The organism is Streptomyces megasporus, from assembly GCF_000718985.1.
Lineage (GTDB): Bacteria > Actinomycetota > Actinomycetes > Streptomycetales > Streptomycetaceae > Streptomyces > Streptomyces megasporus.
The window spans coordinates 47,381-67,366 of sequence record NZ_JODL01000008.1; the positions used below are offsets into that span (position 1 = coordinate 47,381).

Sequence of the window (19,986 nt, forward strand, 5' to 3'; positions counted from 1 at the left end):
GTGCCGGACGATGGCGCCGGGCGGTGCGCCTTCGCACCGCCCGGCGCGGGCCGTCACGCGGTGCCGAACAGCTTCAGCAGCGAGTCCCGGCCGAACATCCGCGCGGTGTCGATGGCGGACGGGTTGCCGGCGGCCGGGTCGGCCCCGGCGTCCAGCAGCAGCCGCACCATCTCCTCTTCGTCCTTGAAGACCGCGCCCGCCAGGGGGCTCTGCCCGCGGTCGTTGATCCGGTTGGGGTCGGCCCCGCGCTCCAGGAGGGCCCGGACGGTGGGGGTGCGTCCGTAGTAGGCGGCGAGCATCAGCAGCGAGTCGCCCTTGTCGTTGGTCAGGTTGACCGGAACGCCCGCGTCCACGTAGGCGGCGAGGGTGTCCGTGTCACCGTCCCGGGCCAGGTCGAAGACCTTGGCCGCGAGTTGGAGAACCTCCGGGTCGTGGGCGGGTTCCTCGCTCGCGGGGGTCGGGGCGTCGGACATCGGGTGCCTCCTCGTTTCGTCTCGCCACTTGCCGTTTTCACCCTACGTATGCCCGGTATCGCGTCCGATGCCGCCGCGCTCGTCTTGCGTACCCTTCGTCCCATGCGACTGCCCGCCGTTCGCCGTCCCGCTCGTCTGTCGGCCGTCGCCGTCGCGCTGGTCCTGGTGGCGGCCAATGCCTACCGGATGACGCGGATCGACCGGCCGTGGACGGACATGGCCCTCGACTGGGCGTTGATCGCCGTCTGCTGCGGGGCCCTGTACTGGCGGCGCGACCGCCCGGTGGCGGTGGCGGTGGTCGTCCTGGTGGCCGCGGGGGCCTACTACCCGCTCGGGCCGTACGACAGCCCGCTGCCGATGATCGCCTACGTCGTCGCGCTCTACACCGTCGCCGCCGAGGGCCGGCTCGCGGCGGCCGTCACGCTCGCCGTGCTGACCATGCTGGCCATCGGGTACGGCGAGTTGGTGCCCCGGTCGGACGACGAACGGCATGTGGACGACGCGGCGATGGTGCTGCTCACCGGCTGGCTGTTCGGCGTGATCGCCGTCGGACACGCCCAGCGCAACCGGCAGGCGTACCTGCGGGAGGTGGAACGGCGGGCGATCGCCGCCGAACGGGAGAAGGAGGTGCGCGCCAGGCAGTCGGCGACGGAGGAGCGGCTCCGGATCGCCCGCGAACTGCACGACGTGATCGGCCACAGCCTGTCGCTGATCAATGTGCAGTCCGGCGCCGCGCTGCACGAACACGCCCGGCGGCCGGAGGGGACCAAGGGGTTGGTGGACGCGCTGGAGGCCATCCGCGCCTCCAGCAAGGACGCCCTGCGCGAGTTGCGCGCCACGCTGGGAGTGCTGCGGCAGGCGGACGAGGAGGCGGCGCCCACCGCGCCCGCGCCCGGTCTGGAGGAGGTGCGGGAACTGGTGGAGCGGGCGCGTTCCGCCGGGCTCGACGTGCGACTGGTGGTCGAGGGGCCGCGGGGACGGCCGGTGCCGCGGCAGGTCGGCCACGCCGCGTACCGGATCGTGCAGGAGTCCCTGACGAACGTGACCCGTCACGCGGAAGCGCGGCGGGTGGTCGTCACGGTCCGGTACGAGGGCGACGACATCCGGGTGAGGGTCGAGGACGACGGGCGGGGGGCGGCCGAGGAGGACACCGCGGCCGGTGCGGGTACGGGCAGCGGCATCGCGGGGATGGCGGAACGGGCCCGCGCGCTGGGCGGCGAGCTGACCGTGGGCAATGCGCACGAGGACGGCGTGCGCGAGGGCGGCGCGGGCAGGGGTTTCCGGGTGGAGGCGCGGCTGCCGCTCGGCGGCGAGGAGTGAGGCGCGGCCCGGGCGGCCGGCGGCGTTCTCGGAGCCGGTTCGGAGCCTGGTGGCGGTCGGAGTCTGATGACGGCCAGGGCCTGGTGGCGGTCAGAGCCTGATGACGACCAGGGCGACGTCGTCGGGGTTGCCGTCGTTCATCCCCTGATCGTCCAGGAGGTTGTCGGCGATCTGCTCCGGGTCCAGGTCGCTGTGTCGGGCCAGGCTCTCGGCGAGCCGCTTCAGTCCGACGTCGATGGCCTCGCTGCGGCGCTCGACGAGCCCGTCGGTGTAGAGGATGAGGACCGAGCCGGGGGCGTAGCCGGCGATCGCCTGCGGCCGGTGCGAGGGCCTGCTCCGGGCGGCCAGGGGGACGTCGGTGGCCTGGTCCAGGTACTCGACGTGCTTGTCGGGGTGGCAGAGCATCGGCGGCAGGTGGCCCGCGCTGCTGTAGGTGAGGGTGTGGGAGTGGGTGTCGATGTCGATCTTGACGGTGGTGGTGGCCAGGGCGCCGTCCAGGGAACGGGCGTACAGGTCGAGGCCGTACAGCGCCTGGGCCGGTCCGTCGGCCACCCGCATGGAGGCGCTGAGGGCACTGCGGAGCTGCCCCATCACGCTGGCGGCCTCCAGGCCCCGGCCGACGACGTCGCCCACCGCGACGGCGAAGCGGTCCTCGCTGAGGTTGATCAGGTCGTACCAGTCCCCGCACACGTTCAGCGACCCGGCGGCCGGCCGGTAGCGGACGGCCGCGTGCCGGTGCTGGAGCGGCATGTGGGTGGGGAGCATGGCCTTCTGGAGGGTGAGGGCCACCTGGTGCTCGCGGGCGTGGGCCTGCCGCAGCCGCTCGTTGTGCTCGTGGAGCTCCCGCGCGCGGGCGTAGAGTTCGGCCTCGGCGACCTCCCGGCCCACCAGCGGGTCCCGGGAGCGGCCGGTGATGCTGCCGGCCGCGGCGAGGCTGTCGCGTACGTACGCCGTGGCGTCCTCGACGCGGTTGATGATCAGGGCCACCGAGCCGTCCGGCCCGATGACCGGGGTGTTGAGGGGGCTCCAGTACCGCTCCTCGTACTCCCCCTCCTTGCCGCGCACGGGGATGTCGTACCGCTGGAGGAGCATGGTGTCCGGCTTGCCGGTGTCGAGGACGCGCTGGAAGGAGGCGCGGAGGTTCTTCGTGCCGTCGGCGGTGGGGTCGTTCGGGTTCTCGGGGAACACCTCGAACAGGGGGCGGCCGACGACCTCCTCCCGGCTGCGCCCGGTGATCTCCAGGTACGCCGGGTTGGCCTCCACGATGACCAACTCGGGGGTGAGCACCGACATGGGGGTGGGAATGGCCGCGAACAAGGCCGCGTAGTCGATGTCGCGGTTCGCCTCGATCATGCTCCCTCCCCTCCCGTGTCGTCGGCCCGACTCCGGCGCTCATCTCGACGGAACGTGCCGGACCGTACCCTTCGAACACTACCCGCTGCCCGTCCCGGGTATCGGTTCCCATGGGCCCGGGGCCCACGGAATCGGCATCCTCGCACACGGTCGTCGCCATCTGAGATGGAACGAGGAAGATCGCACGCGGCTCCCGGCAATCGCCCGGTTTGTTGCGGTAAACGCCTTTTGCTCGCCACTGCCGGTCGCCGCCTGTCGGCGAACTGTCCGGAATTGCCCATTCCGGCCTGTGGGTCGGCGTGCGTGGCGGTGTGGCGTTCCCACATCGGCGGGGCGGTGGACCGCTGTGACGGGGCCCACGGCCCGTCCCTCCACCGGGGGACGGGAGGCAGCGCCGGAAGGAGTGCGGGAGGAGGATTCCCGCCCGGCCCGCATCCGAGCCGGGCGGCATAGGCTCTTGCCATGGTCGAGTACCCATCGCGCCCCTTCGGAGCCGGCGCCGGACGAGAGGGCGGACGGACGGTACGCGTCCTCCTCGCCGATGACCAGACCCTCGTGCGGGCCGGCTTCCGGACGATCCTCGACGGCGAGGAGGACATCGAGGTCGTCGGAGAGGCCGGCGACGGCCTGCGCGCCGTCGAACTGGCCCGCGAGCTGCGGCCCGACGTGGTGCTGATGGACATCCGCATGCCGGAACCGGACGGACTGGAGGCCACTCGGCGGATCGTCGGCGACGAGCGGCTCGACCGGGTCCGGGTGGTCATCCTGACCACCTTCGACGTCGACGACTACGTCTACGGCGCACTGCGCGCGGGCGCCTCCGGCTTCCTGCTCAAGGACACCGAGCCGATGGAGCTGCTGCACGCCGTCCGCGTGGTGGCGCGCGGTGACGCGCTGATCGCCCCGGCGGTGACCCGCCGGCTGATCGCGGAGTTCGCCGGGCGGGCGAAGCGGCCCGATCCCTCCCCCCGGCTCAACGCCCTCACCGAACGCGAACGGGAGGTCATGGCGCTGGTGGGCGCCGGGCTCTCCAACGACGAGATCGCGCGGCGGCTGGTGCTCAGCCCGGCCACCGCCAAGACGCACGTCAGCCGCGTCATGACCAAGCTCGGCGCGCGGGACCGGGCGCAGTTGGTGATCCTCGCCTACGAGTCGGGGATGATCAGGCCCGGCTGGCTGGGCTGACGCTCCGGGAGTCGGGGAGGAGCCCGCCGATCCCCTAGGGGCGAGGCACGCCCGGCCGCAACCCGCGTGGTACGTCCCCACGCCCGACCGCGACCGGGGCGGTACCGCGATTGACCACCGCCGGCCGACGCGCGGGACCGAACCGCGGCCCGACGGTGAGGGCGTGAACGGTTCCGAAGCGCTCGACCTCGCCCGGTGGCAGTTCGCCCTCACCGCCGCCGCACACTTCCTGTTCGTCTCGCTGACGCTGGGCCTGGCGACCTTCGTCACCGCGGTCCAGACGTGGGCGGTGCTGCGGCGAAGGAGCCGGCAGGGTGCCCTGTACGAGCGCATGGTGCGCTTCTGGGGGCAGCTCTACGTCGTCAACTACGCCGTCGGGATCGTCACCGGCATCGTCATGGAGTTCCAGTTCGGGCTGGCCTGGAGCGGGCTCGGGCACTACGCGGGGAACGTCTTCGGCGCCTCGTTGGCGATGGAGACGGTCGTCGCGTTCTTCGTGGAGTCCACCTTCCTGGGCCTGTGGATCTTCGGCTGGCACCGCTTCGGCCCTCGCGTCCACTGCGCCCTGCTCTGGGTCGTCACCGGCACCGCGTACCTGTCGGCGTACTGGATCCTGGTCGCCAACGGCTTCCTCAACCACCCCGTCGGTCACACCCAAACCGACCACGGCATCGAGTTGGCCGACGCCGGCGCCGTCCTGACCAACCCCAGCGCGCTGCTCGCCTTCGGCCACATCGCGGGCGGGGCGGCGGTGACGGCGGCGTTCTTCGTGGCCGGCGTCAGCGCGTACCACCTCTTCCGGTGCCGTACCACCGGCGAGGACGCCGGCGGGGACGCCGACGACGCCGTCCTGTTCCGGCGGTCGCTGCGGATCGCGGCCTTCACCGCGCCGCCCGCGCTGCTGTTCACCGCGGTCTTCGGCGGCCTCCAACTCTCCGCCCTCGCCTCCTTCCAGCCGATGAAGGACGCCGTGTGGAAGGCGGAGACCGCGAAGATCGCCCGGCTCCAGGCCGATCTGGTGGAACGGTTCGGCCCCGGCGACCACGTGCCTCCCGAGTCCCTGACGCGCGGCGCCGCGCTGCTGATGCTCGTGGCCTTCGCGCTGATGCTCTACCTCTCCCTCGGCTCGGCCCTGCTGGCCTTCTTCCGCCCGGCCGTGGAGCGCTTCCGCGCCTGGCACCTGCTGCTGATGGCGATGGTGCCGCTGCCCTACGTCGCGATGACCGCCGGCTGGGTCTTCCGGGAGGTGGGACGGCAGCCCTGGGTGGTTCACGAACTGCTGAGGACCGAGGACGCCCTGACGGATGTGTCGGCCGGCGCGATGCGGGTCTCGCTGACTGTCTTCGGCACGCTCTTCGCGCTGCTCCTGGTCGTCAACTGGTGGCTGCTGCTGCGCACCGCCCGTCGCGGCCCCCGGGCCGTCACGCTCGGGCGGGACGAGCGGGTGCCGGACGGCGGACCGTCCCCCGAACCCGACCCCGTCCCCTCCTACTGATCCCTTCCGATTTCCGATCCGCGTCCGACCGGAGGGCCTTCCATGGAAATCCTCGCCGCGGCCCTGCTGGGCTTCTTCACCGTCGGCTACCTCGTGCTCGGCGGCGCCGACCTCGGCGTCGGCATGCTCCTGCCCCACCTGGGCCGCGACGGGCGCGAACGGCGGCTCGTGCTGGCCGCCATCGCACCGTTCTTCCTGGGCAACGAGGTGTGGCTGATCGCCGCGGCCGGGGTGTTCATCGGCTGCTTCCCCGCCCTGGAGGGCGACCTGTTCGGCGGACAGTTCGCCGTCCTGGTCCCGCTGCTGGCCGGCTGGGTCGTGCGTGACGCGGGCCTGTGGTGGCGCGGACGCGCGGCGCACCGCGCCTGGCACGCCCTCTGCGACGGCATGGTCACCGTCGGAAGCTGGGCCGCCGCCCTCTCCTGGGGGTGGCTGCTGGCCGGACTGCTGACCGGCGACCCCACCGGACCGGCCGGCGGCCCCGCCGCCGTGCTCACCGCCCTGGGCGTGGCCGCCCTCTTCGCCGTCCACGGGATGGCCTTCGCGGCGCTGCGGCTGACGGGCCCGCCCCACGAGCGCGTCCGGTCGTCCACGGGACGCGCCGGCGGGGCGGGGACCTTCGCCCTCACCTCCGCGGCCATGGCCGTCCTGCCGCTCGCCGCCGGCGCCCGGCTGCCCCTGACCGACACCGCCGCGCACGGCCCGGTGCTGGGGCTGCTGGTGCCGGCGCTGCTGGCCGTCACACCGCTGCTGGTGGCCGCCCAGGCGTGGCTGTGGTGGACCTTCCGCGGCCGGGTCACCGGCCCCTCCTACCTGTGAATCCCCCCTGAACTCCGCCCCTGAACTCCGCCCCCCTGAACCCCGATCCGCGAATCCTCTCCGGGAGACCTCGATGAACCCTTCGACCACCGATCCCACGACCGCCGAGAAAACCGCGCCCCCAAAACGCGCGGGCGTCCTCGAACGGATCGCGGCGCTCTCCCGCCGTCGCCGCTGGTGGGCGCTGGCCCTGTGGGCGGCGCTGCTGGTGGGCGTGCAGGCGCTGGCCGGGACCGTGGGGAACGACTACCACAACGACTTCTCGCTGCCCGGCACCGAGTCCCAGGAGGCCGCCGAACTCCTGCGGGAGCACGGCTCCGCGCAGGCGGGCGCCGAGGTGACGATCGTCCTCCACGACGAGGACGGGGTGCGTTCGGCGGAGCACCGGGAGCGCGTCGGCGCGATGCTGGCCGAGGTCGCCGACCTGCCGCACGTCACCGGGGTCCAGGACCCGTACCGGGACGGCAACGACCACGCGGTCTCGGTGGACGGCACGGTCGCCTACGCCACCGTCACGCTCGACGCGGAGGCGGAGAACGTCCCCGTCGAGGCCACCCGGCGGATCGTCGACACCGCGAACGAGGCGGAGGGCGACGGGCTGCGGGTGGAGCTGGGCGGCGACGCCGTCCGGGCCGCCGAGGAGGGCGGGGGCGGCGCGGCCGAGGGCGCGGGCGTCCTCGGGGCGCTGGTGATCCTGGTCTTCCTCTTCGGATCGCTGGTCGCCGCCGCCCTGCCGGTGGTCACCGCGCTGTTCGCGGTGGGCGGCGCGCTCGGACTGATCGTGCTCGCCTCCCACCTGGCCTCCGTCGCCGACTTCACCCCGCCGGTGATGGTGCTGGTGGGCCTGGGCGTCGGCATCGACTACGCCCTGCTGATCTTCTCCCGCTACCGGGGCGAACTCCTGCGCGGCGCCGACGACGAGACCGCCACCCGCACCGCGCTGGACGCGGCCGGCCGCACCGTCCTCTTCGCGGGCTGCACGGTGATCGTCGCCCTGCTGGGCCTGGTGGTCCTCGGCCTGGGGTCGCTCCAGGGCGTGGCGCTGGCCGTGGCCCTGACCGTGCTGGTGACGATGGTGGCCTCCCTGACGCTGCTGCCCGCGCTGCTCGGCGTCTTCGGCGGTCGCATCCGGCGCACCGTCGAGAAGAGGGCCGCGCGGCACCGGGCCCGCCGGGAGGCCAAGGGCCGCACCTGGGAGGAGGGCGCCGGCTGGCGCCGCTGGGCCCGGGGAGTGCAGCGGCGGCCGTGGACGGCGCTGCTGGTGTCGGTGGCCGCGCTGGGCGCCCTGTCCGTGCCCGCGCTGGACATGCGGCTGGGCTTCGCCGACGCGGGCAACGACCCCGCCTCCACCACCGGCCGCGCCGCGTACGACCTGCTGGCCGACGGCTTCGGTCCGGGGTTCAACGGCCCGCTGGTGGTGGTCGCCCACACCGGCGGGGACGGCCGGGCCGGCGGCGCGGCGGACGAACTGCGCGGCGCCCTCGCCGACACCCCGGGCGTCGCGGCCGTGACGCCGCCGATTCCGACCGAGGACCCGTCCACGGCCACGGTGATCGCCTTCCCGGAGTCGGCGCCGCAGGACGCGGAGACCTCCGAGCTGGTCGCCACGCTGCGCGAGGACGTCCTGCCGCCGCTGGAGGAGTCCACCGGCACCCGCTTCCTGGTGGGCGGACCGACCGCCGCCACGGAGGACTTCGCGGCGACCGTGGAGAGCCGCATGCCGCTGTTCGTCGCCCTGGTGGTGGGCCTGTCGGCGCTGCTGCTGATGCTGGTCTTCCGCTCGGTGGCGATCCCGTTGAAGGCGGCCGTGCTGAACCTGTTGAGCATCGGCGCGTCGCTGGGCGCGATCACCCTGGTCTTCCAGCACGGCTTCCTCGGCCCGGAACCGGGCCCGATCGAGGCGTTCATCCCCGTGATGATCTTCGCGATCGTCTTCGGCCTGTCGATGGACTACGAGGTCTTCCTGCTCTCCCGCATCCACGAGGAGTGGCGGAACACCGGCGACCCCGCCCTCGCCGTCCGGGAGGGCCTGGCCCACACCGGCCGGGTCGTCACGGCCGCGGCGGCCATCATGATCGTGGTCTTCGCCGCGTTCGTCCTCGGCCCGGACCGCATGCTCCAGCAGTTCGGCCTGGGGCTGGCGGTGGCCATCGCGCTGGACGCCGTGGTCATCCGCTGCCTGATCGTCCCGGCGGTCATGCAGCTCCTGGGCCGCCGCGCCTGGTGGTTGCCGCGCCCGCTGCGCCGCGTCCTGCCGACGGTGGAGGTGGAGCGGCACTGACGCGGAGCCGGCGCGCCCGGACCCTCGCGCCGGCGCCCGCCGCCACGGGGGTCCGGGCGCGCCGGGCGCCCGTGGCGGCGTCAGAACTCGTCCGGGCACCAGGGGCGGCGGGCCGTGCGGAACAGGACGTCCGCCAGGGCCGCGGCACCGGGCCGCTCCTCGACGACCCGCCCCAGCGCCCGCAGCCGCGAGGCCGGCTGGTCGCCCAGGTACAGCGAGCCCAGCGCGTCCACCCCCATCGACAGGTCGGCGGAGCGCGTGGTGGGCGAGCAGCTCGCGCCCTCGGGGGAGGCGTCCAGCAGGAAGCGCCCGCCCGCCAGGCCCATCGGGTCGTGGAGGTCCAGCACCAGGGAGGCGGGGACCGGGTAGGCGCGGGCCGCCAGCAGGGCCGGGACGTCCAGGGGGCGCAGCCACAGGAAGTCCGTCCGGGTGCGGAGCCGCGCGGCGCGCGCGTTCGGCAGCAGGTCCGGGAGCAGGTCGTCGGGGGCGCGGTTGCCGGTGTGGACCGTGGCGATCCAGTCGACGGACAGCAGGTGGTGCCACAGGTCCCGCTCGGCCTCGGGCGTGGCGGCGATCAGGTCCCGGACGTGGAGGTTCACGGACGGCGCGTTGTTCTCCCAGTGGTCGTCCGTCGTGTACGTCGCCAGGCCCTGCACCCGCCCGGCGGCGTCGCGGTGGAGGACGTGGAAGGGACGCTCGCGGTCGCCGGGCCACCGGAGCTCACCGGTGTACAGCTTCCACCAGCGCTCGCCGCGGTCGACCATCCCCTGCCGGTCGGGCAGGGCGCGCACCCGCTCGTGGAGGGCGGCCCCCTCGACCCGCACCTCGGCGCCCTCGGCCGGATCGATCCGGGCGCCCTTCTCCTCCGGCACCGGCCGGCGCCGGTCCAGGCCGGTGCGGTGGACGTCCACCGTCCAGTCGGCCGTCTCGGTGGCCGGCCCGTAGCCGAAGCGGCCGTAGATCGGGTACTCGGCGGAGTCCAGGGTGGAGCAGACATCCCCGCGCTCCTTCCCCTCGGCCAGCGCGTCCGTCATCATCCGCGTCAGCAGCCCGCGACGGCGGTGGGTGGCGGAGACGGTGACGTTGGTGACGGCGCAGGAGACCACCGAGGCCCCACCGGGGACGGTGAGGCGCTGCGGCAGCGTGCGGAACGTGGCGACGCACCGATCGCCGTCGAACGCCCCGCGGGTGCGCTCCAGGTCCACACCGCCGCGCCGGAGCCCGATCTCCTCCTCGGTGACCTCCTCACAGCGCAGGAAACCGGTCCGCAGGGCGCGCACCCACCGGGGGAAGTCGTCTTCGCTCAGCGTGCGGAGGTCGAGGACGTCGAGGCGCATGGGGGCACGCTAGGCGAGCGGAACGTCGAACGTCGCCCGAATTTCCCCCACCCGCTCGCCGCCGCCCAGCAGCGGGGCGTCGGCGATCCGCGCCAGGACCGGGGAGTCGACGCCCAGGTGCTCCAGCGCGCGGGCCAGGACCGGACCGAGCGCCCGCTGCCCACCGTCCTCGATCTTGAACGCCAGTGCCCGACCGTCGGGCAGGGCCACCGCTTGGACCGCCTCGGCGCCCACCTTCGCCAGCGAGCCCGGCACCTCGCGCATCAGCCAGGTGTCGATGCGGCGGGTACCGGCGACCCACTCGGGGTGGGCGCGCATGGCGTCCGCGACCCGGCGCTCGGGGGTGCCGGGCTCGGCCAGCACGTGGGAGCGGAAGGCGCGGGCCAGCCCGGTGAGGGAGAAGGCGAACAGCGGAGCGCCGCAGCCGTCCGTGCCGGTGTGCGCGACCGGCTCGCCCGCCATGGTCTCGACGACCTCGTGGGCCAGGGCCTGGAGGGGGTGGCCGGGGTCGAGGTAGTCGGCGCGCGACCAGCCGTTCGCGACGCAGGCGGCGAGCATCGCGGCGTGCTTGCCCGAGCAGTTCATCGCGATCCGGGAGGGACGCGTGCCCGCCGCCAGGCACCGCTCGTGCTCCTCGCGGTCCATCGGCAGGTCGGGCGGGCAGCCCAACTCGTCCTCGGTCAGGCCGTGTTCGACGAGCATCTTCCCGACCAGCTCCAGGTGGAACGGTTCGCCGGAGTGGCTGGCCGCGGCCAACGCCAGGCGCTCGCCCGTCAGTTCCACTCCGGCGCGCAGCACGGCCGTCGCCTGCATCGGCTTGTTGCAGGAACGGGGGAAGACCGGTTCGGTCACGTTCCCCAGCGACCACTCCACGTCGCCGTCCCGGTCGAGGACCACCAGCGAACCGCGGTGCCGGCCCTCGACGAAACCGGAGCGGACGACCTCGGCGAGGACGGGGGGCGCGGCGTCGTGGGACGCGCCGGTCGCGTCGGCGGGCATGAGGGTGGTCATGGGCGGCCTTCCCTGGGTGTGGGGGGACGACCGCCTCCCCGGGGTCAGGGGAGCAGGTCGTCCACGCGTGCTTCGCCCTCACGGTACCTGCGGGCGATCTCCGCGCTGCATCCGTTCGCCGTCTCCTGGAGCGCCCGGCGGCGCCGGGAGATCCGGTGCTCGTACTGGCCCAACCGTGCCATGGCGGCGTGCAGTTCGTCGTCGGTGCGGGCGGTGAGGTCGGAGAGTTCGACCTCGGCGAGCATCGCCTCGGCCAGCCGCCGGTACTCCTCGCTGCGCGGTGTGCGGAGCGTCACGTGGCGGGCGGACCGCGAGGCGAGCCCACCGGGGGCGGAGGCGGGAGCGTCGGCGAGGATCTCCGCGAGCCGTTCGATGAGCGGGACGTCCGCGGCGCTCCGGCGGGCCAGTTCGGCGCGGAGGATGTCGATCCGGCCCTGGAGGAGCCGCCGCACATAGCTGAGGTCCGCCTCCTCCTGCTGGGCCTGGCGGCGCAGTTCGCGCAGTTGGGGCAGCCGGAGGGCGGTCAGCACCGGCGGTTCGGTGTCGTGCGGGAACGCCGGGAGCGCGCCGTGCCGGTCCGGCGGCGCGGACCGTGGGGGTTCTGTGATCCGGGTGGTGCCCGTGGCTCGTGTGGTCCGTGCGTCCGGCGTGCGTCGAGCGCTCGGCGTGTCCACCGTGCTCGGCGCGTCCACCGCGTCCACCGCGTCCGACGCGTCCGCCATGTCCGGAGTGCCCGCCGTGCGGGCGGACGGAACGGCTCCGGGTGTCGACCCGGTTCCGGCTGTGCTCATCTTCCTGTGCCCCTCATCCCCTCACGCCGTGGCCCGCGACGGAACGCACGGTCCGTCACGGATGCGCCGCGTCGGCCACCGTGCGCACCGTGCTGTACGCATCGTGCCACCGCGGGAACCCTCCGTGCAGCGTGGACCACCCGTCCGGCGGCCGGCGACGGGCGCACACGGGGCGCGACGAGGCACGGCATGATGGTCGGTATGCGAGCTGTGGTGCAGAGAGTGGACGGGGCCAAGGTCGTCGTCGAGGGGAACGTCGTCGGCGAGATCGTGGGCGAGGGCCTGTGCGTGCTGGTCGGCGTCACCCACGACGACACGCCCGAGAAGGCCGCCAGGCTCGCGCACAAGCTGTGGAGCCTGCGCGTCCTGGAGGGCGAGAAGTCCTGCTCGGACACCGGGGCCCCGCTGCTGGTGGTGAGCCAGTTCACCCTCTACGGCGACGCCCGCAAGGGCCGCCGCCCCACCTGGAACGCCGCCGCGCCCGGACCGGTCGCCGAGCCCCTGGTGGACGAGGTGTGCGCCCGGCTGCGGGAGCTGGGCGCCCACGTGGAGACGGGCCGGTTCGGGGCGAAGATGTCGGTCTCGCTCACCAACGACGGCCCGTTCACGGTGCTGTTGGAGGTGTGAGGCCTCGGCCGCCCCCCGTCGGTACGGCCGGGACCTCGGTTCGGGAGGTTCGGGACGCTGCCCGGATCACTTCACCGAACCCGCCATGACGCCCTGCACGAAGTGCTTCTGGAAGGCGAAGAACACCAGGAGCGGGACGGTCAGGGAGAGGAAGGCGCCGGGAGCGAGGATCTCGATGTTGCTTCCGAACTGCCGCATCTCCGACTGGAGGGCGACGGTCAGCGGCTGCGCGTCGCTGTCGGCGAAGATCAGCGCGACGAGCATGTCGTTCCACACCCACAGGAACTGGAAGATGGCCAGGCTCGCGACCGCCGGCCTGCCCACCGGCAGGACGAGTCGGGTGAAGATCCGCCACTCCCCGCCGCCGTCCATCCGCGCGGCCTCCAGCATCTCCCGCGGGATCTCGGCGAAGTAGTTGCGCAGCAGGAAGATCGCGAACGGCAGGCCGTAGGCGACGTGGAAGAGCACCACGCCGGGGATCGTGCCGAACAGCCCCAGCGCGCCGAACATCTCGGCCACCGGCAGCAGACCGACCTGCACGGGCACCACCAACAGGCCCACCACGAGCAGGAAGATCCAGTCGCGGCCGGGGAACTCCAGCCAGGCGAACGCGTAGCCGGCCAGGGCGGCGATCACCACGACCGCGACGGTGGTGGGCACCGAGATCAGCACGGTGTTCCACAGGGCCTGGGTGATGCCGGAGTTCTCCAGCAGTGCCGTGTAGTTGTCGATCGACAACTGGCTCGGTCCGGTCAGGGCCGTCCACCAGCCGCTGGTGGAGTTGGCCTCCTCCGTGCGGAGCGAGGACAGGAACAGGCCGAGGGCCGGGGTGAGCCAGATCAGGGCGATCACGGCGAGGAACGCCTGGACCACGCCCCGGCTCAGCCATCGGGTCAGTCGGGAGGCGACCGACCGGCGGGTGGGAGAGCCGGAGGAGGACCCGGCGCCCGCGTCCGCCGCCGCGGGCGCCGGGGGCTGCGTGACCGTCCCCTTCGCGACGGTGTCGTGGGAGGTCATGACTGGCTCCTGCGGAAGCGTCGGATGTTGAAGATCATGGCCGGGACCACCAGGAGCAGGAGCAGGACGCCGATGGCGCTGCCCAGGCCCTGGTTGTTGCCGCCGCCGAAGGAGACCAGCCACATCTGCACGGCCAGCACGTTGGCCTCCTGGAGCACGGGGCCCGGGGCGATGATGTAGACGAGGTCGAAGACCTTCATCACGTTGATCACCTGGGTCACGAAGACCACGGTCAGCACGGGTGCGAGCAGCGGCACGGTGATGCTGCGGAAGATCTGCCACTCGCTCGCGCCGTCCATCCGCGCGGCCTCCAGCACGTCCCGGGGCATCGCGGCGAGCCCGGCTCCGATGAGCACCATCGCGAAGCCCGTCCAGACCCACAGGTAGGCGGCGATGATGGCCGGGGTGACCAGGGCGGGACCGAGCCAGGAGACGCCGCCGTAGGGCTCGGCGAAGTTGGACGCCGGCAGTCGCACGGCGTACGAGCCGTCCGCCAGGCCGGTGAGGCGGAACGAGCCGTCGGCGGCGGTGGTGGTCTCGCCGACCACCTTCCCGTCGCGGACCGCCTGGACCGTCATGCCGGGCAGCCCGCGCTCGCCGGAGTCGATCCGTCCGGGTTCGCCGCCCCCGCCGGGGACGAAGTCGAGGTGGACGGTGCCGGCCAGGACGCCGTCCCCCGCCTTCGGAGCGGGAGCGGCGGGCTCGGCGTCGGCGGGGACCTCCTTGGGCGGCACGCCGACGATGCCCAGGGAGACGGTGCTGCCGGGAGTGAGGTCCGCCGCGGTGCCGTACGAGCCGTCGGCGTCCTTGGTGACCGGGGTCTCGCCGGCGTCCTCGCGGGCCCGGGCGCCGGGGTAGGCGGGACGGTCGGCGAAGACGTCGTGGACGCCGACGGCGACGGCGTTGAGGACGCCGCGCTCGGGGTCCTGCTCGTAGGTGATGCGGAAGATGATGCCGGCGGCGAGGAAGGAGATCGCCATCGGCATGAACATCAGCAGCTTGAACGCGGTGGCCCAGCGGATCTTCTCGGTGAGCACGGCCAGGATCAGCCCGAGCCCGGTCAGCACGGCGGGGGTGATCACGACCCAGATCGTGGTGTTGCGGATCGCCTTGAGCGTCGAGGGGTCGCGGAACATCTCGACGTAGTTGTCGGCGCCGACGAACCGGGTGCCGGAGGCGTCGAAGAGGCTGCGGCCGATCGAGAACAGGATCGGGTAGACGACCAGCGCGCCGAGCAGGAGCAGGGCGGGCAGCAGGAAGAGGGCCGCGACGAGTCTGCGGCGCCGCTGGGCCCGCCGCCGCGGGGTGTCGGCCCCGGCGGGGGCGCCGGGCGGGGGCGGCGCCGGCGGGGTGCCGCCCGCGGACGCGGGCGGCACGGCGGGAGCTGTGGCGGACATGTCCCTCGCCGCCTCAGCTCTTCTTCCAGGCCTTGGCCGCGGCGGCCTCCAGCTCCTCGGCGGTGGCCTTGGGGTCGGAGGGGTCGCGCAGGAAGTCCTGGAGGATCTTCCACTCGCCGGCGCCCTGGGTTCCGCCGAAGGCGGCCGGCGCCTGGTCGGACATGTCGAACCGCACGGTGTCGCCGGCCTCGACCAGGGACTTGGCGGTCTCGCGGGTGGTCTCGTCCTGGTAGGCGTTCAGGTCCAGGGCCTCGTTGGGGGAGAGGAAGCCGCCCGCCTCGGCCCACACCCGGGCGGCCTCGGGCGTGGCCAGGAACTCCACGAACTCCATGCCGGCGTTCGCGTTCTTGCCCTCGTCGAGCACCACCGCGGCGTCACCGCCGCCGACCACCGGCGGCTTGCCGCCGTCCACGGCCGGGAACGGGAAGAACTTGGCGTCCTCGCCGACCTTCTTGCCGAACTGGCCGGAGATCAGGCCCGCGACGAAGTCGCCCTCGTAGACCATGCCGGCCTTCGGGTCGCTGCCGAAGACCTTCTCGACGGACTCGGGGAAGTCGGTGTTCAGCGCACCGGAACCGCCGCCCTCCACCAGCTCCTTGTCGCCGAAGAGTTCGCCGAGGGTGGTGAGGGCCTTGACCACGGACGGGTCGGTCCAGGGGATCTCGTGGGCGGCGAGCTTGTCGTACATCTCCGGGCCGGCCTGGGAGAGGTAGACGTTCTCGAACCAGTCGGTGAGCGGCCAACCGGCCTCGCCCGCGACGGAGAAGGCGGCCAGGCCGGAGTCGGAGAGGGTCCGGCCCACCTCCAGCATCTCGTCGTAGTCCTTCGGCGGGGTGACGCCGGCCTGCTCGAACGCCTCCGGGCTGTACCAGACGGTCGACTTGTGGGACGCCTTGAAGTACAGACCGTAGAAGGTGCCGTCGACCGTGCCGTACTCCTTCCACACTGGGGCGAAGTTGTCGCCGGCCAGCTTGTCGACCTCCTTCGACAGCGGCTTGAGCCAGCCCTTCTCGGCGAACTGCTCCAGGACGCCGACCTGGGGGACGAACACCACGTCGGGCGCGTTGCCGCCCTGGATCTTGCTGCCGACGACGGTGGAGACGTTGTCGCCGGTGGAGACGAACTTCATCTCGGCGCCGGTCTTCTCCGAGAAGGCGTCCATGACCTTCTTGAAGTTCTTCTGCTCCACGCCGGTCCACACGCCGGCGACCGTGATGGTCTCGCCCTTCAGCTTCTGGTCGTCGGAGGCCGTCGTGGCATCGCCGCCGCAGGCCGTGGCGGTCAGGGAGAGGAGGAGAGCGGCGGCCGCGCCGGCGGTGGCCGCGCTGCGCCGTCGGGGTCGTCGGGTCGGTCGGGTCGATCCGGTGGTTCTGTGCATCGGGCGTCCCTTTCGGTGTCGGGCCGGCCTGCCCGGCCAAAGGACCGGGGAGGTCGGGGTCTGGTCGGGGTGGGGCGTCAGTGGGGGTGGGGCGCGGTGTCGGTGACCCACCAGGCGGCGGTGGAGCCGGGGAGCACGCCGTCCGGGCACTCGCCGCTGGAGAGCAGCGGGGTGCCGGGCACCGGGGCGGGCGCGGGGGCGGTGCCGAAGTTCACCGCGCAGATCAGGCCGTCGCCGCGTTCGAAGGCGAGGACCTCGGGCGGGGCGTCCAGCCAGCGCAGCGTCCCCTCGCCGAGTTGGGGGAGTCCGCGGCGGAGCTGGAGGCCGTCGCGGTAGAGGTGCCAGAACGAGCGGGTGTCGGCCAGCGCCCGGTCGGTGGCGTGCTCGGCGAACCAGTCCGGCTGGGGCAGCCACGGGCGGGCCTCCTCCGCGCCCGAGGTGAAGCCGAAGGGCGAGGCGTGGCCCGACCACGGCAGCGGGACGCGGCAGCCGTCGCGGATGCGGCGGCGGCTGCCGGTGCGGCGGAAGATGGGGTCGGTGAGCACCTCGTCGGGCAGGTCCACCACTTCGGGCAGGCCGAGCTCCTCGCCCTGGTAGACGTAGGCGGCGCCGGGCAGGGCGAGCATCAGCAGGGCGGCGGCGCGGGCGCGGGCGGCGCCCAGGTCGACGTTCCACGGCTCCGTCCCGGAAACCCCGGAGGCACAACCCTCGCCCGCGTACCGGGTGACGGTCCTGACCTGGTCGTGGTTGTTGAGCACCCAGGTGACGGTGGAGCCGGTGCCGGCGATGTCGGTGAGGGCCTCGTCGATGACCTTGCGGAAGGCGTCCACGTCCCAGGGGGCGCTCAGCAGGTGGAAGAAGAACGCCTGGTGCAGTTCGTCGGGGCGCACGTACTTCGCGTGCTCGCGGGCGGTGGGGACGGACACCTCGCCGACCAGCAGCCGGTCCTGGCCGTCGCGGTCGGCGTACTCGTCGCACAGCGCGCGCCAGCGGCGCCACACCTCGTGGACCTCGGGCTGGTTCCAGGCCAGCGGGTTGACCGAGTCCCGGGTGCGCTCGTCGGCCTCGGGGTCGGGGGAGTCGGGCAGGTCGGGGTGCTTGAAGAGGCCGGCGGCGACGTCGACGCGGAAGCCGTCCACGCCCCGGTCCAGCCAGAACCGCAGCACCCGGTCGAAGTACTCGGCGACGGCGGGGTTCCGCCAGTTGAGGTCGGGCTGCTCGGGCGTGAACAGGTGCAGGTACCACTGGCCGGGCTCGGGGGCGCCGGCCGGGCCGCCGGGCTCGGTGACGCGGGACCAGGCGGGCCCGCCGAACATCGCCCGCCAGTTGTTGGGCGGCAGCTCCCCGTTCGGGCCGCGGCCGTCGGCGAAGTGGAAGCGGGCGCGGTGCTCCCCGCCGGGCCCCTCCGCCAGCGCGGCGCGGAACCAGGGGTGCTCGCTGGAGCAGTGGTTGGGGACGATGTCGATGACGACCTTCAGGCCCAGCCGATGGGCGGCGGCCACGAGCCGGTCGAACTCCTCCAGGTCGCCGTAGGTCGGGTCCACACCGCAGTAGTCGGCGACGTCGTAGCCGTGGTCGTGCTGCGGCGAGGGGTAGAAGGGGCTGAGCCAGATGCCGTCCACGCCCAGCTTCTTCAGGTACGGCAGCCCGGCGCGGACTCCGGCCAGATCGCCGATGCCGTCCCCGGTGCTGTCGAGGAAGCTGCGGACGTAGACCTGGTAGATGACCGCGTCCCGCCACCAGTCCCGCGCCGTGCCGGACGTCGTGCCGGACGCCGCGCCGGCCCGGTCGGGGCGGGGTGAGATGCCGCTGTGAGGCGTGGCTGTGAGCATCCCTGGGATCCCGTCTTCCTGCTCTCGGGGTCACCCCGGAGACGAAACGTGACGAATTACGTGAAGGGGAGGATTTGCAAAGGAGCGGTGCGCGCCGTGGCGCTCCGCCGTTATGCATGCATGTTAGGTAGCGATGACAGTCGGGTGTCAACGAGTGCGCAAGAAACCGCCCTTTTATGGGCTAGTTTGTTCTGGTTGCTCCCCATGGAAGTGGCGCATGGTGATCCTTGGGGATACTTAACAAGTAAGTAGGGGAGAGAGATGGGAGTGAGAGGAGGGACTCAGTCCTCGTGTGCCACGGAACGCAGCTCCCGCGCCAGCCGGACGACGGCCTGACGCGGTGTCTGACGCCCCGCCATCGCGTCGCGCACCACGGCCTGCACCACCAGGCTCACCTGGTCGTACCGCGGACTCTTGGGACGCGGCTCGGCCGCCAGGACGCTCTTGCGCAGCGTCGGCAGGTACGGGAAGTCGCGGACCAGCTCGGGGTCGGAGTACAGGTCGGCCCGCACCGGCGGCAGCGAACCCTCGGTGAGCACCCGACGCTGCACCTGCTCGCCGGTGAGGTACGCGATGAGGTCGGCCGCCGTCTCCGGATGCCGGGAGCGGGAGTTGACCGCCAGATTGGAGCCGCCCAGCACGCTGACGCCCGGACCGTCCGGCCCCGGCAGCGGCACCGCCTCGAACTTCCCGGCGACCTTGGAGTCCTCGCCGTTGGCCTGGGCGTACACGTACGGCCAGTTGCGGAGGAAGAGCAGCCGGCCCTCCTGGAACGCCAGCCGCGACTCCTCCTCCTTCCAGCCCAGGGCCTCCTCGGGAATCCACCCCTTCCGCACCCCGTCGGCGAGGAAGCGCAGCCCCTCCTCGGTGGCGGCGGAGTCCGCGGTCACCGTCGCCCCCTCGTCGCCGAGGAGGGAGCCGCCGGCCGAGCGGATCGCCTCGGTGGCGTTGGCCGTCAGGCCCTCGTACGGCAGGAACTGGCCCGCGTAGCCGTCCAACCCGTGCTCCGGCGCGACCTCCTGTGCGAGCCGCTCCAACTCGTCCCAGGTGCGCGGGGGCTCCTCGCCCTCGGCCTCCAGCACGTCCGAGCGGTAGTACAGCAGCCCGGCGTTGGTCACGTAGGGGACGGCGTAGAGCCGGCCGCCGAAGGTGGCGGTGTCCACCACCGGCGGCAGGAAGGTGTCCAGCGGGAAGCGGTCCGGCTCCACGGGGGCGATCCAACCCGCCGCGGCGAACTCCGACGTCCAGGCCACGTCGATGTTCAGCACGTCGAAGCGGTCGCTGCCGGAGCGCAGGCTCGTGACCATCTGGGCCCGCGTCTCGTCCGCGGAGTCCGGCAGTTCCACCAGGGTGACCCGCTCATCGGGGTGCGAGCGGTTCCAGTCGTCCAGCACCGGGTCGAGGTAGTCCGTCAAGTCCCCGGCGGTGACCAGCGTGATCGGCCCGCGCCCCCCGTCGTGCGCGACCGACTCGACGGCGGGGGCACTCGACACGGCGTATCCCGCCAGGGCCACGGCGGCGGCCAGGAGACCCCTCCCCGCGGCCCGCGACCACCGCATAGGCTCCTCCCCCGTGCACCGGCCTCTTTCGTCGAGCGCCGGACGTTCGGCCCATATATACCCGTTGGGCATGGGCGATACTAGACGCCGGACGGACCCCGTCGACAGGTG

At 73.0% G+C, this 19,986-nt stretch carries 16 protein-coding genes; 6 read left to right on the forward strand and 10 right to left on the reverse strand.

The annotated features are described in order from the left end of the window. Positions 1-53 precede the first annotated feature (53 nt). On the reverse strand, positions 54-473 hold the full coding sequence (locus IF47_RS0109630) for an ankyrin repeat domain-containing protein (RefSeq protein ID WP_031508084.1): 420 nt from the start codon (positions 471-473) through the stop codon (positions 54-56). Positions 474-575: 102 nt separating this feature from the next. Between IF47_RS0109630 and IF47_RS0109635 the strand changes: the two genes are divergently transcribed. Next, positions 576-1,793 carry a sensor histidine kinase gene (locus IF47_RS0109635; protein WP_037732318.1) on the forward strand — a complete coding sequence of 406 codons (1,218 nt, stop codon included), beginning with the start codon at positions 576-578 and terminating at the stop codon, positions 1,791-1,793. A 90-nt stretch (positions 1,794-1,883) separates the two neighbouring features. Here IF47_RS0109635 and IF47_RS0109640 read toward each other — a convergent pair whose 3' ends face one another. After that, positions 1,884-3,146 carry a PP2C family protein-serine/threonine phosphatase gene (locus IF47_RS0109640; protein ID WP_031508087.1) on the reverse strand — a complete coding sequence of 421 codons (1,263 nt, stop codon included), beginning with the start codon at positions 3,144-3,146 and terminating at the stop codon, positions 1,884-1,886. 462 nt (positions 3,147-3,608) lie between these two features. On the opposite strand from IF47_RS0109640, the gene IF47_RS0109645 reads away from it, so the two are divergent. The 4 genes from IF47_RS0109645 (at position 3,609) to IF47_RS0109660 (ending at position 8,926) form a co-directional block, all read left to right on the forward strand. Then, entirely contained in the window at positions 3,609-4,331 is a 723-nt protein-coding gene (locus IF47_RS0109645) for a response regulator (protein WP_051717346.1), read from the forward strand. Positions 4,332-4,494: 163 nt separating this feature from the next. Continuing rightward, the gene (locus IF47_RS0109650; RefSeq protein ID WP_031508090.1) at positions 4,495-5,826 is read left to right on the forward strand and encodes a cytochrome ubiquinol oxidase subunit I; all 1,332 of its coding nucleotides are present in this window, start codon (positions 4,495-4,497) and stop codon (positions 5,824-5,826) included. A 42-nt stretch (positions 5,827-5,868) separates the two neighbouring features. Further along, positions 5,869-6,645, forward strand: a complete 777-nt coding sequence (locus IF47_RS0109655) for a cytochrome d ubiquinol oxidase subunit II (protein WP_031508091.1) — start codon at positions 5,869-5,871, stop codon at positions 6,643-6,645. Between the two features lie 73 nt (positions 6,646-6,718). Further along, complete coding sequence (locus IF47_RS0109660; RefSeq protein WP_031508092.1) at positions 6,719-8,926, forward strand: MMPL family transporter; 2,208 nt, start codon at positions 6,719-6,721, stop codon at positions 8,924-8,926. An 80-nt stretch (positions 8,927-9,006) separates the two neighbouring features. Here IF47_RS0109660 and IF47_RS0109665 read toward each other — a convergent pair whose 3' ends face one another. Genes IF47_RS0109665 through IF47_RS0109675 form a run of 3 tightly spaced genes read right to left on the reverse strand, consistent with a single transcriptional unit; the run spans position 9,007 to position 12,065 of the window. Further along, entirely contained in the window at positions 9,007-10,263 is a 1,257-nt protein-coding gene (locus IF47_RS0109665; protein ID WP_031508094.1) for a GNAT family N-acetyltransferase, read from the reverse strand. A 9-nt stretch (positions 10,264-10,272) separates the two neighbouring features. Then, positions 10,273-11,274, reverse strand: a complete 1,002-nt coding sequence (locus IF47_RS0109670) for an asparaginase (protein WP_031508096.1) — start codon at positions 11,272-11,274, stop codon at positions 10,273-10,275. A 44-nt stretch (positions 11,275-11,318) separates the two neighbouring features. Then, positions 11,319-12,065, reverse strand: a complete 747-nt coding sequence (locus IF47_RS0109675; RefSeq protein WP_078591681.1) for an RsiG family protein — start codon at positions 12,063-12,065, stop codon at positions 11,319-11,321. Positions 12,066-12,266: 201 nt separating this feature from the next. Here IF47_RS0109675 and dtd point away from each other — a divergent pair, with 201 nt between their 5' ends. Beyond that, entirely contained in the window at positions 12,267-12,692 is a 426-nt protein-coding gene (dtd, locus tag IF47_RS0109680) for a D-aminoacyl-tRNA deacylase (protein ID WP_031508098.1), read from the forward strand. 66 nt (positions 12,693-12,758) lie between these two features. Here the strand turns inward: dtd and IF47_RS0109685 are convergent, their stop codons facing one another. From IF47_RS0109685 to IF47_RS0109705, 5 genes are all read right to left on the reverse strand, one after another. After that, positions 12,759-13,709, reverse strand: a complete 951-nt coding sequence (locus IF47_RS0109685) for a carbohydrate ABC transporter permease (RefSeq protein ID WP_078591682.1) — start codon at positions 13,707-13,709, stop codon at positions 12,759-12,761. Beyond that, entirely contained in the window at positions 13,706-15,106 is a 1,401-nt protein-coding gene (locus IF47_RS0109690; RefSeq protein WP_031508101.1) for an ABC transporter permease, read from the reverse strand. Before IF47_RS0109690 ends, IF47_RS0109685 begins: the two co-directional genes overlap by 4 nt. 13 nt (positions 15,107-15,119) lie before the next feature. Further along, positions 15,120-16,484: an ABC transporter substrate-binding protein gene (locus IF47_RS0109695; protein WP_078591683.1), complete on the reverse strand. Its 1,365-nt coding sequence runs from the start codon at positions 16,482-16,484 to the stop codon at positions 15,120-15,122. A 77-nt stretch (positions 16,485-16,561) separates the two neighbouring features. Continuing rightward, complete coding sequence (locus IF47_RS0109700) at positions 16,562-18,316, reverse strand: glycoside hydrolase family 13 protein (protein WP_078591684.1); 1,755 nt, start codon at positions 18,314-18,316, stop codon at positions 16,562-16,564. A gap of 281 nt (positions 18,317-18,597) precedes the next feature. Then, on the reverse strand, positions 18,598-19,875 hold the full coding sequence (locus IF47_RS0109705) for an ABC transporter substrate-binding protein (protein WP_031508106.1): 1,278 nt from the start codon (positions 19,873-19,875) through the stop codon (positions 18,598-18,600). Positions 19,876-19,986 lie beyond the last annotated feature (111 nt).

Coding starts and splice junctions, on each gene's coding strand:
- IF47_RS0109630 (WP_031508084.1), bottom strand. CDS start 473: ATGTCCGACGCCCCGACCCCCGCGAGCGAGGAACCCGCCCACGACCCG.
- IF47_RS0109635 (WP_037732318.1), top strand. CDS start 576: ATGCGACTGCCCGCCGTTCGCCGTCCCGCTCGTCTGTCGGCCGTCGCC.
- IF47_RS0109640 (WP_031508087.1), bottom strand. CDS start 3,146: ATGATCGAGGCGAACCGCGACATCGACTACGCGGCCTTGTTCGCGGCC.
- IF47_RS0109645 (WP_051717346.1), top strand. CDS start 3,609: ATGGTCGAGTACCCATCGCGCCCCTTCGGAGCCGGCGCCGGACGAGAG.
- IF47_RS0109655 (WP_031508091.1), top strand. CDS start 5,869: ATGGAAATCCTCGCCGCGGCCCTGCTGGGCTTCTTCACCGTCGGCTAC.
- IF47_RS0109660 (WP_031508092.1), top strand. CDS start 6,719: ATGAACCCTTCGACCACCGATCCCACGACCGCCGAGAAAACCGCGCCC.
- IF47_RS0109665 (WP_031508094.1), bottom strand. CDS start 10,263: ATGCGCCTCGACGTCCTCGACCTCCGCACGCTGAGCGAAGACGACTTC.
- IF47_RS0109670 (WP_031508096.1), bottom strand. CDS start 11,274: ATGACCACCCTCATGCCCGCCGACGCGACCGGCGCGTCCCACGACGCC.
- IF47_RS0109675 (WP_078591681.1), bottom strand. CDS start 12,065: ATGAGCACAGCCGGAACCGGGTCGACACCCGGAGCCGTTCCGTCCGCC.
- dtd (WP_031508098.1), top strand. CDS start 12,267: ATGCGAGCTGTGGTGCAGAGAGTGGACGGGGCCAAGGTCGTCGTCGAG.
- IF47_RS0109685 (WP_078591682.1), bottom strand. CDS start 13,709: ATGACCTCCCACGACACCGTCGCGAAGGGGACGGTCACGCAGCCCCCG.
- IF47_RS0109690 (WP_031508101.1), bottom strand. CDS start 15,106: ATGTCCGCCACAGCTCCCGCCGTGCCGCCCGCGTCCGCGGGCGGCACC.
- IF47_RS0109695 (WP_078591683.1), bottom strand. CDS start 16,484: ATGCACAGAACCACCGGATCGACCCGACCGACCCGACGACCCCGACGG.
- IF47_RS0109700 (WP_078591684.1), bottom strand. CDS start 18,316: ATGCTCACAGCCACGCCTCACAGCGGCATCTCACCCCGCCCCGACCGG.
- IF47_RS0109705 (WP_031508106.1), bottom strand. CDS start 19,875: ATGCGGTGGTCGCGGGCCGCGGGGAGGGGTCTCCTGGCCGCCGCCGTG.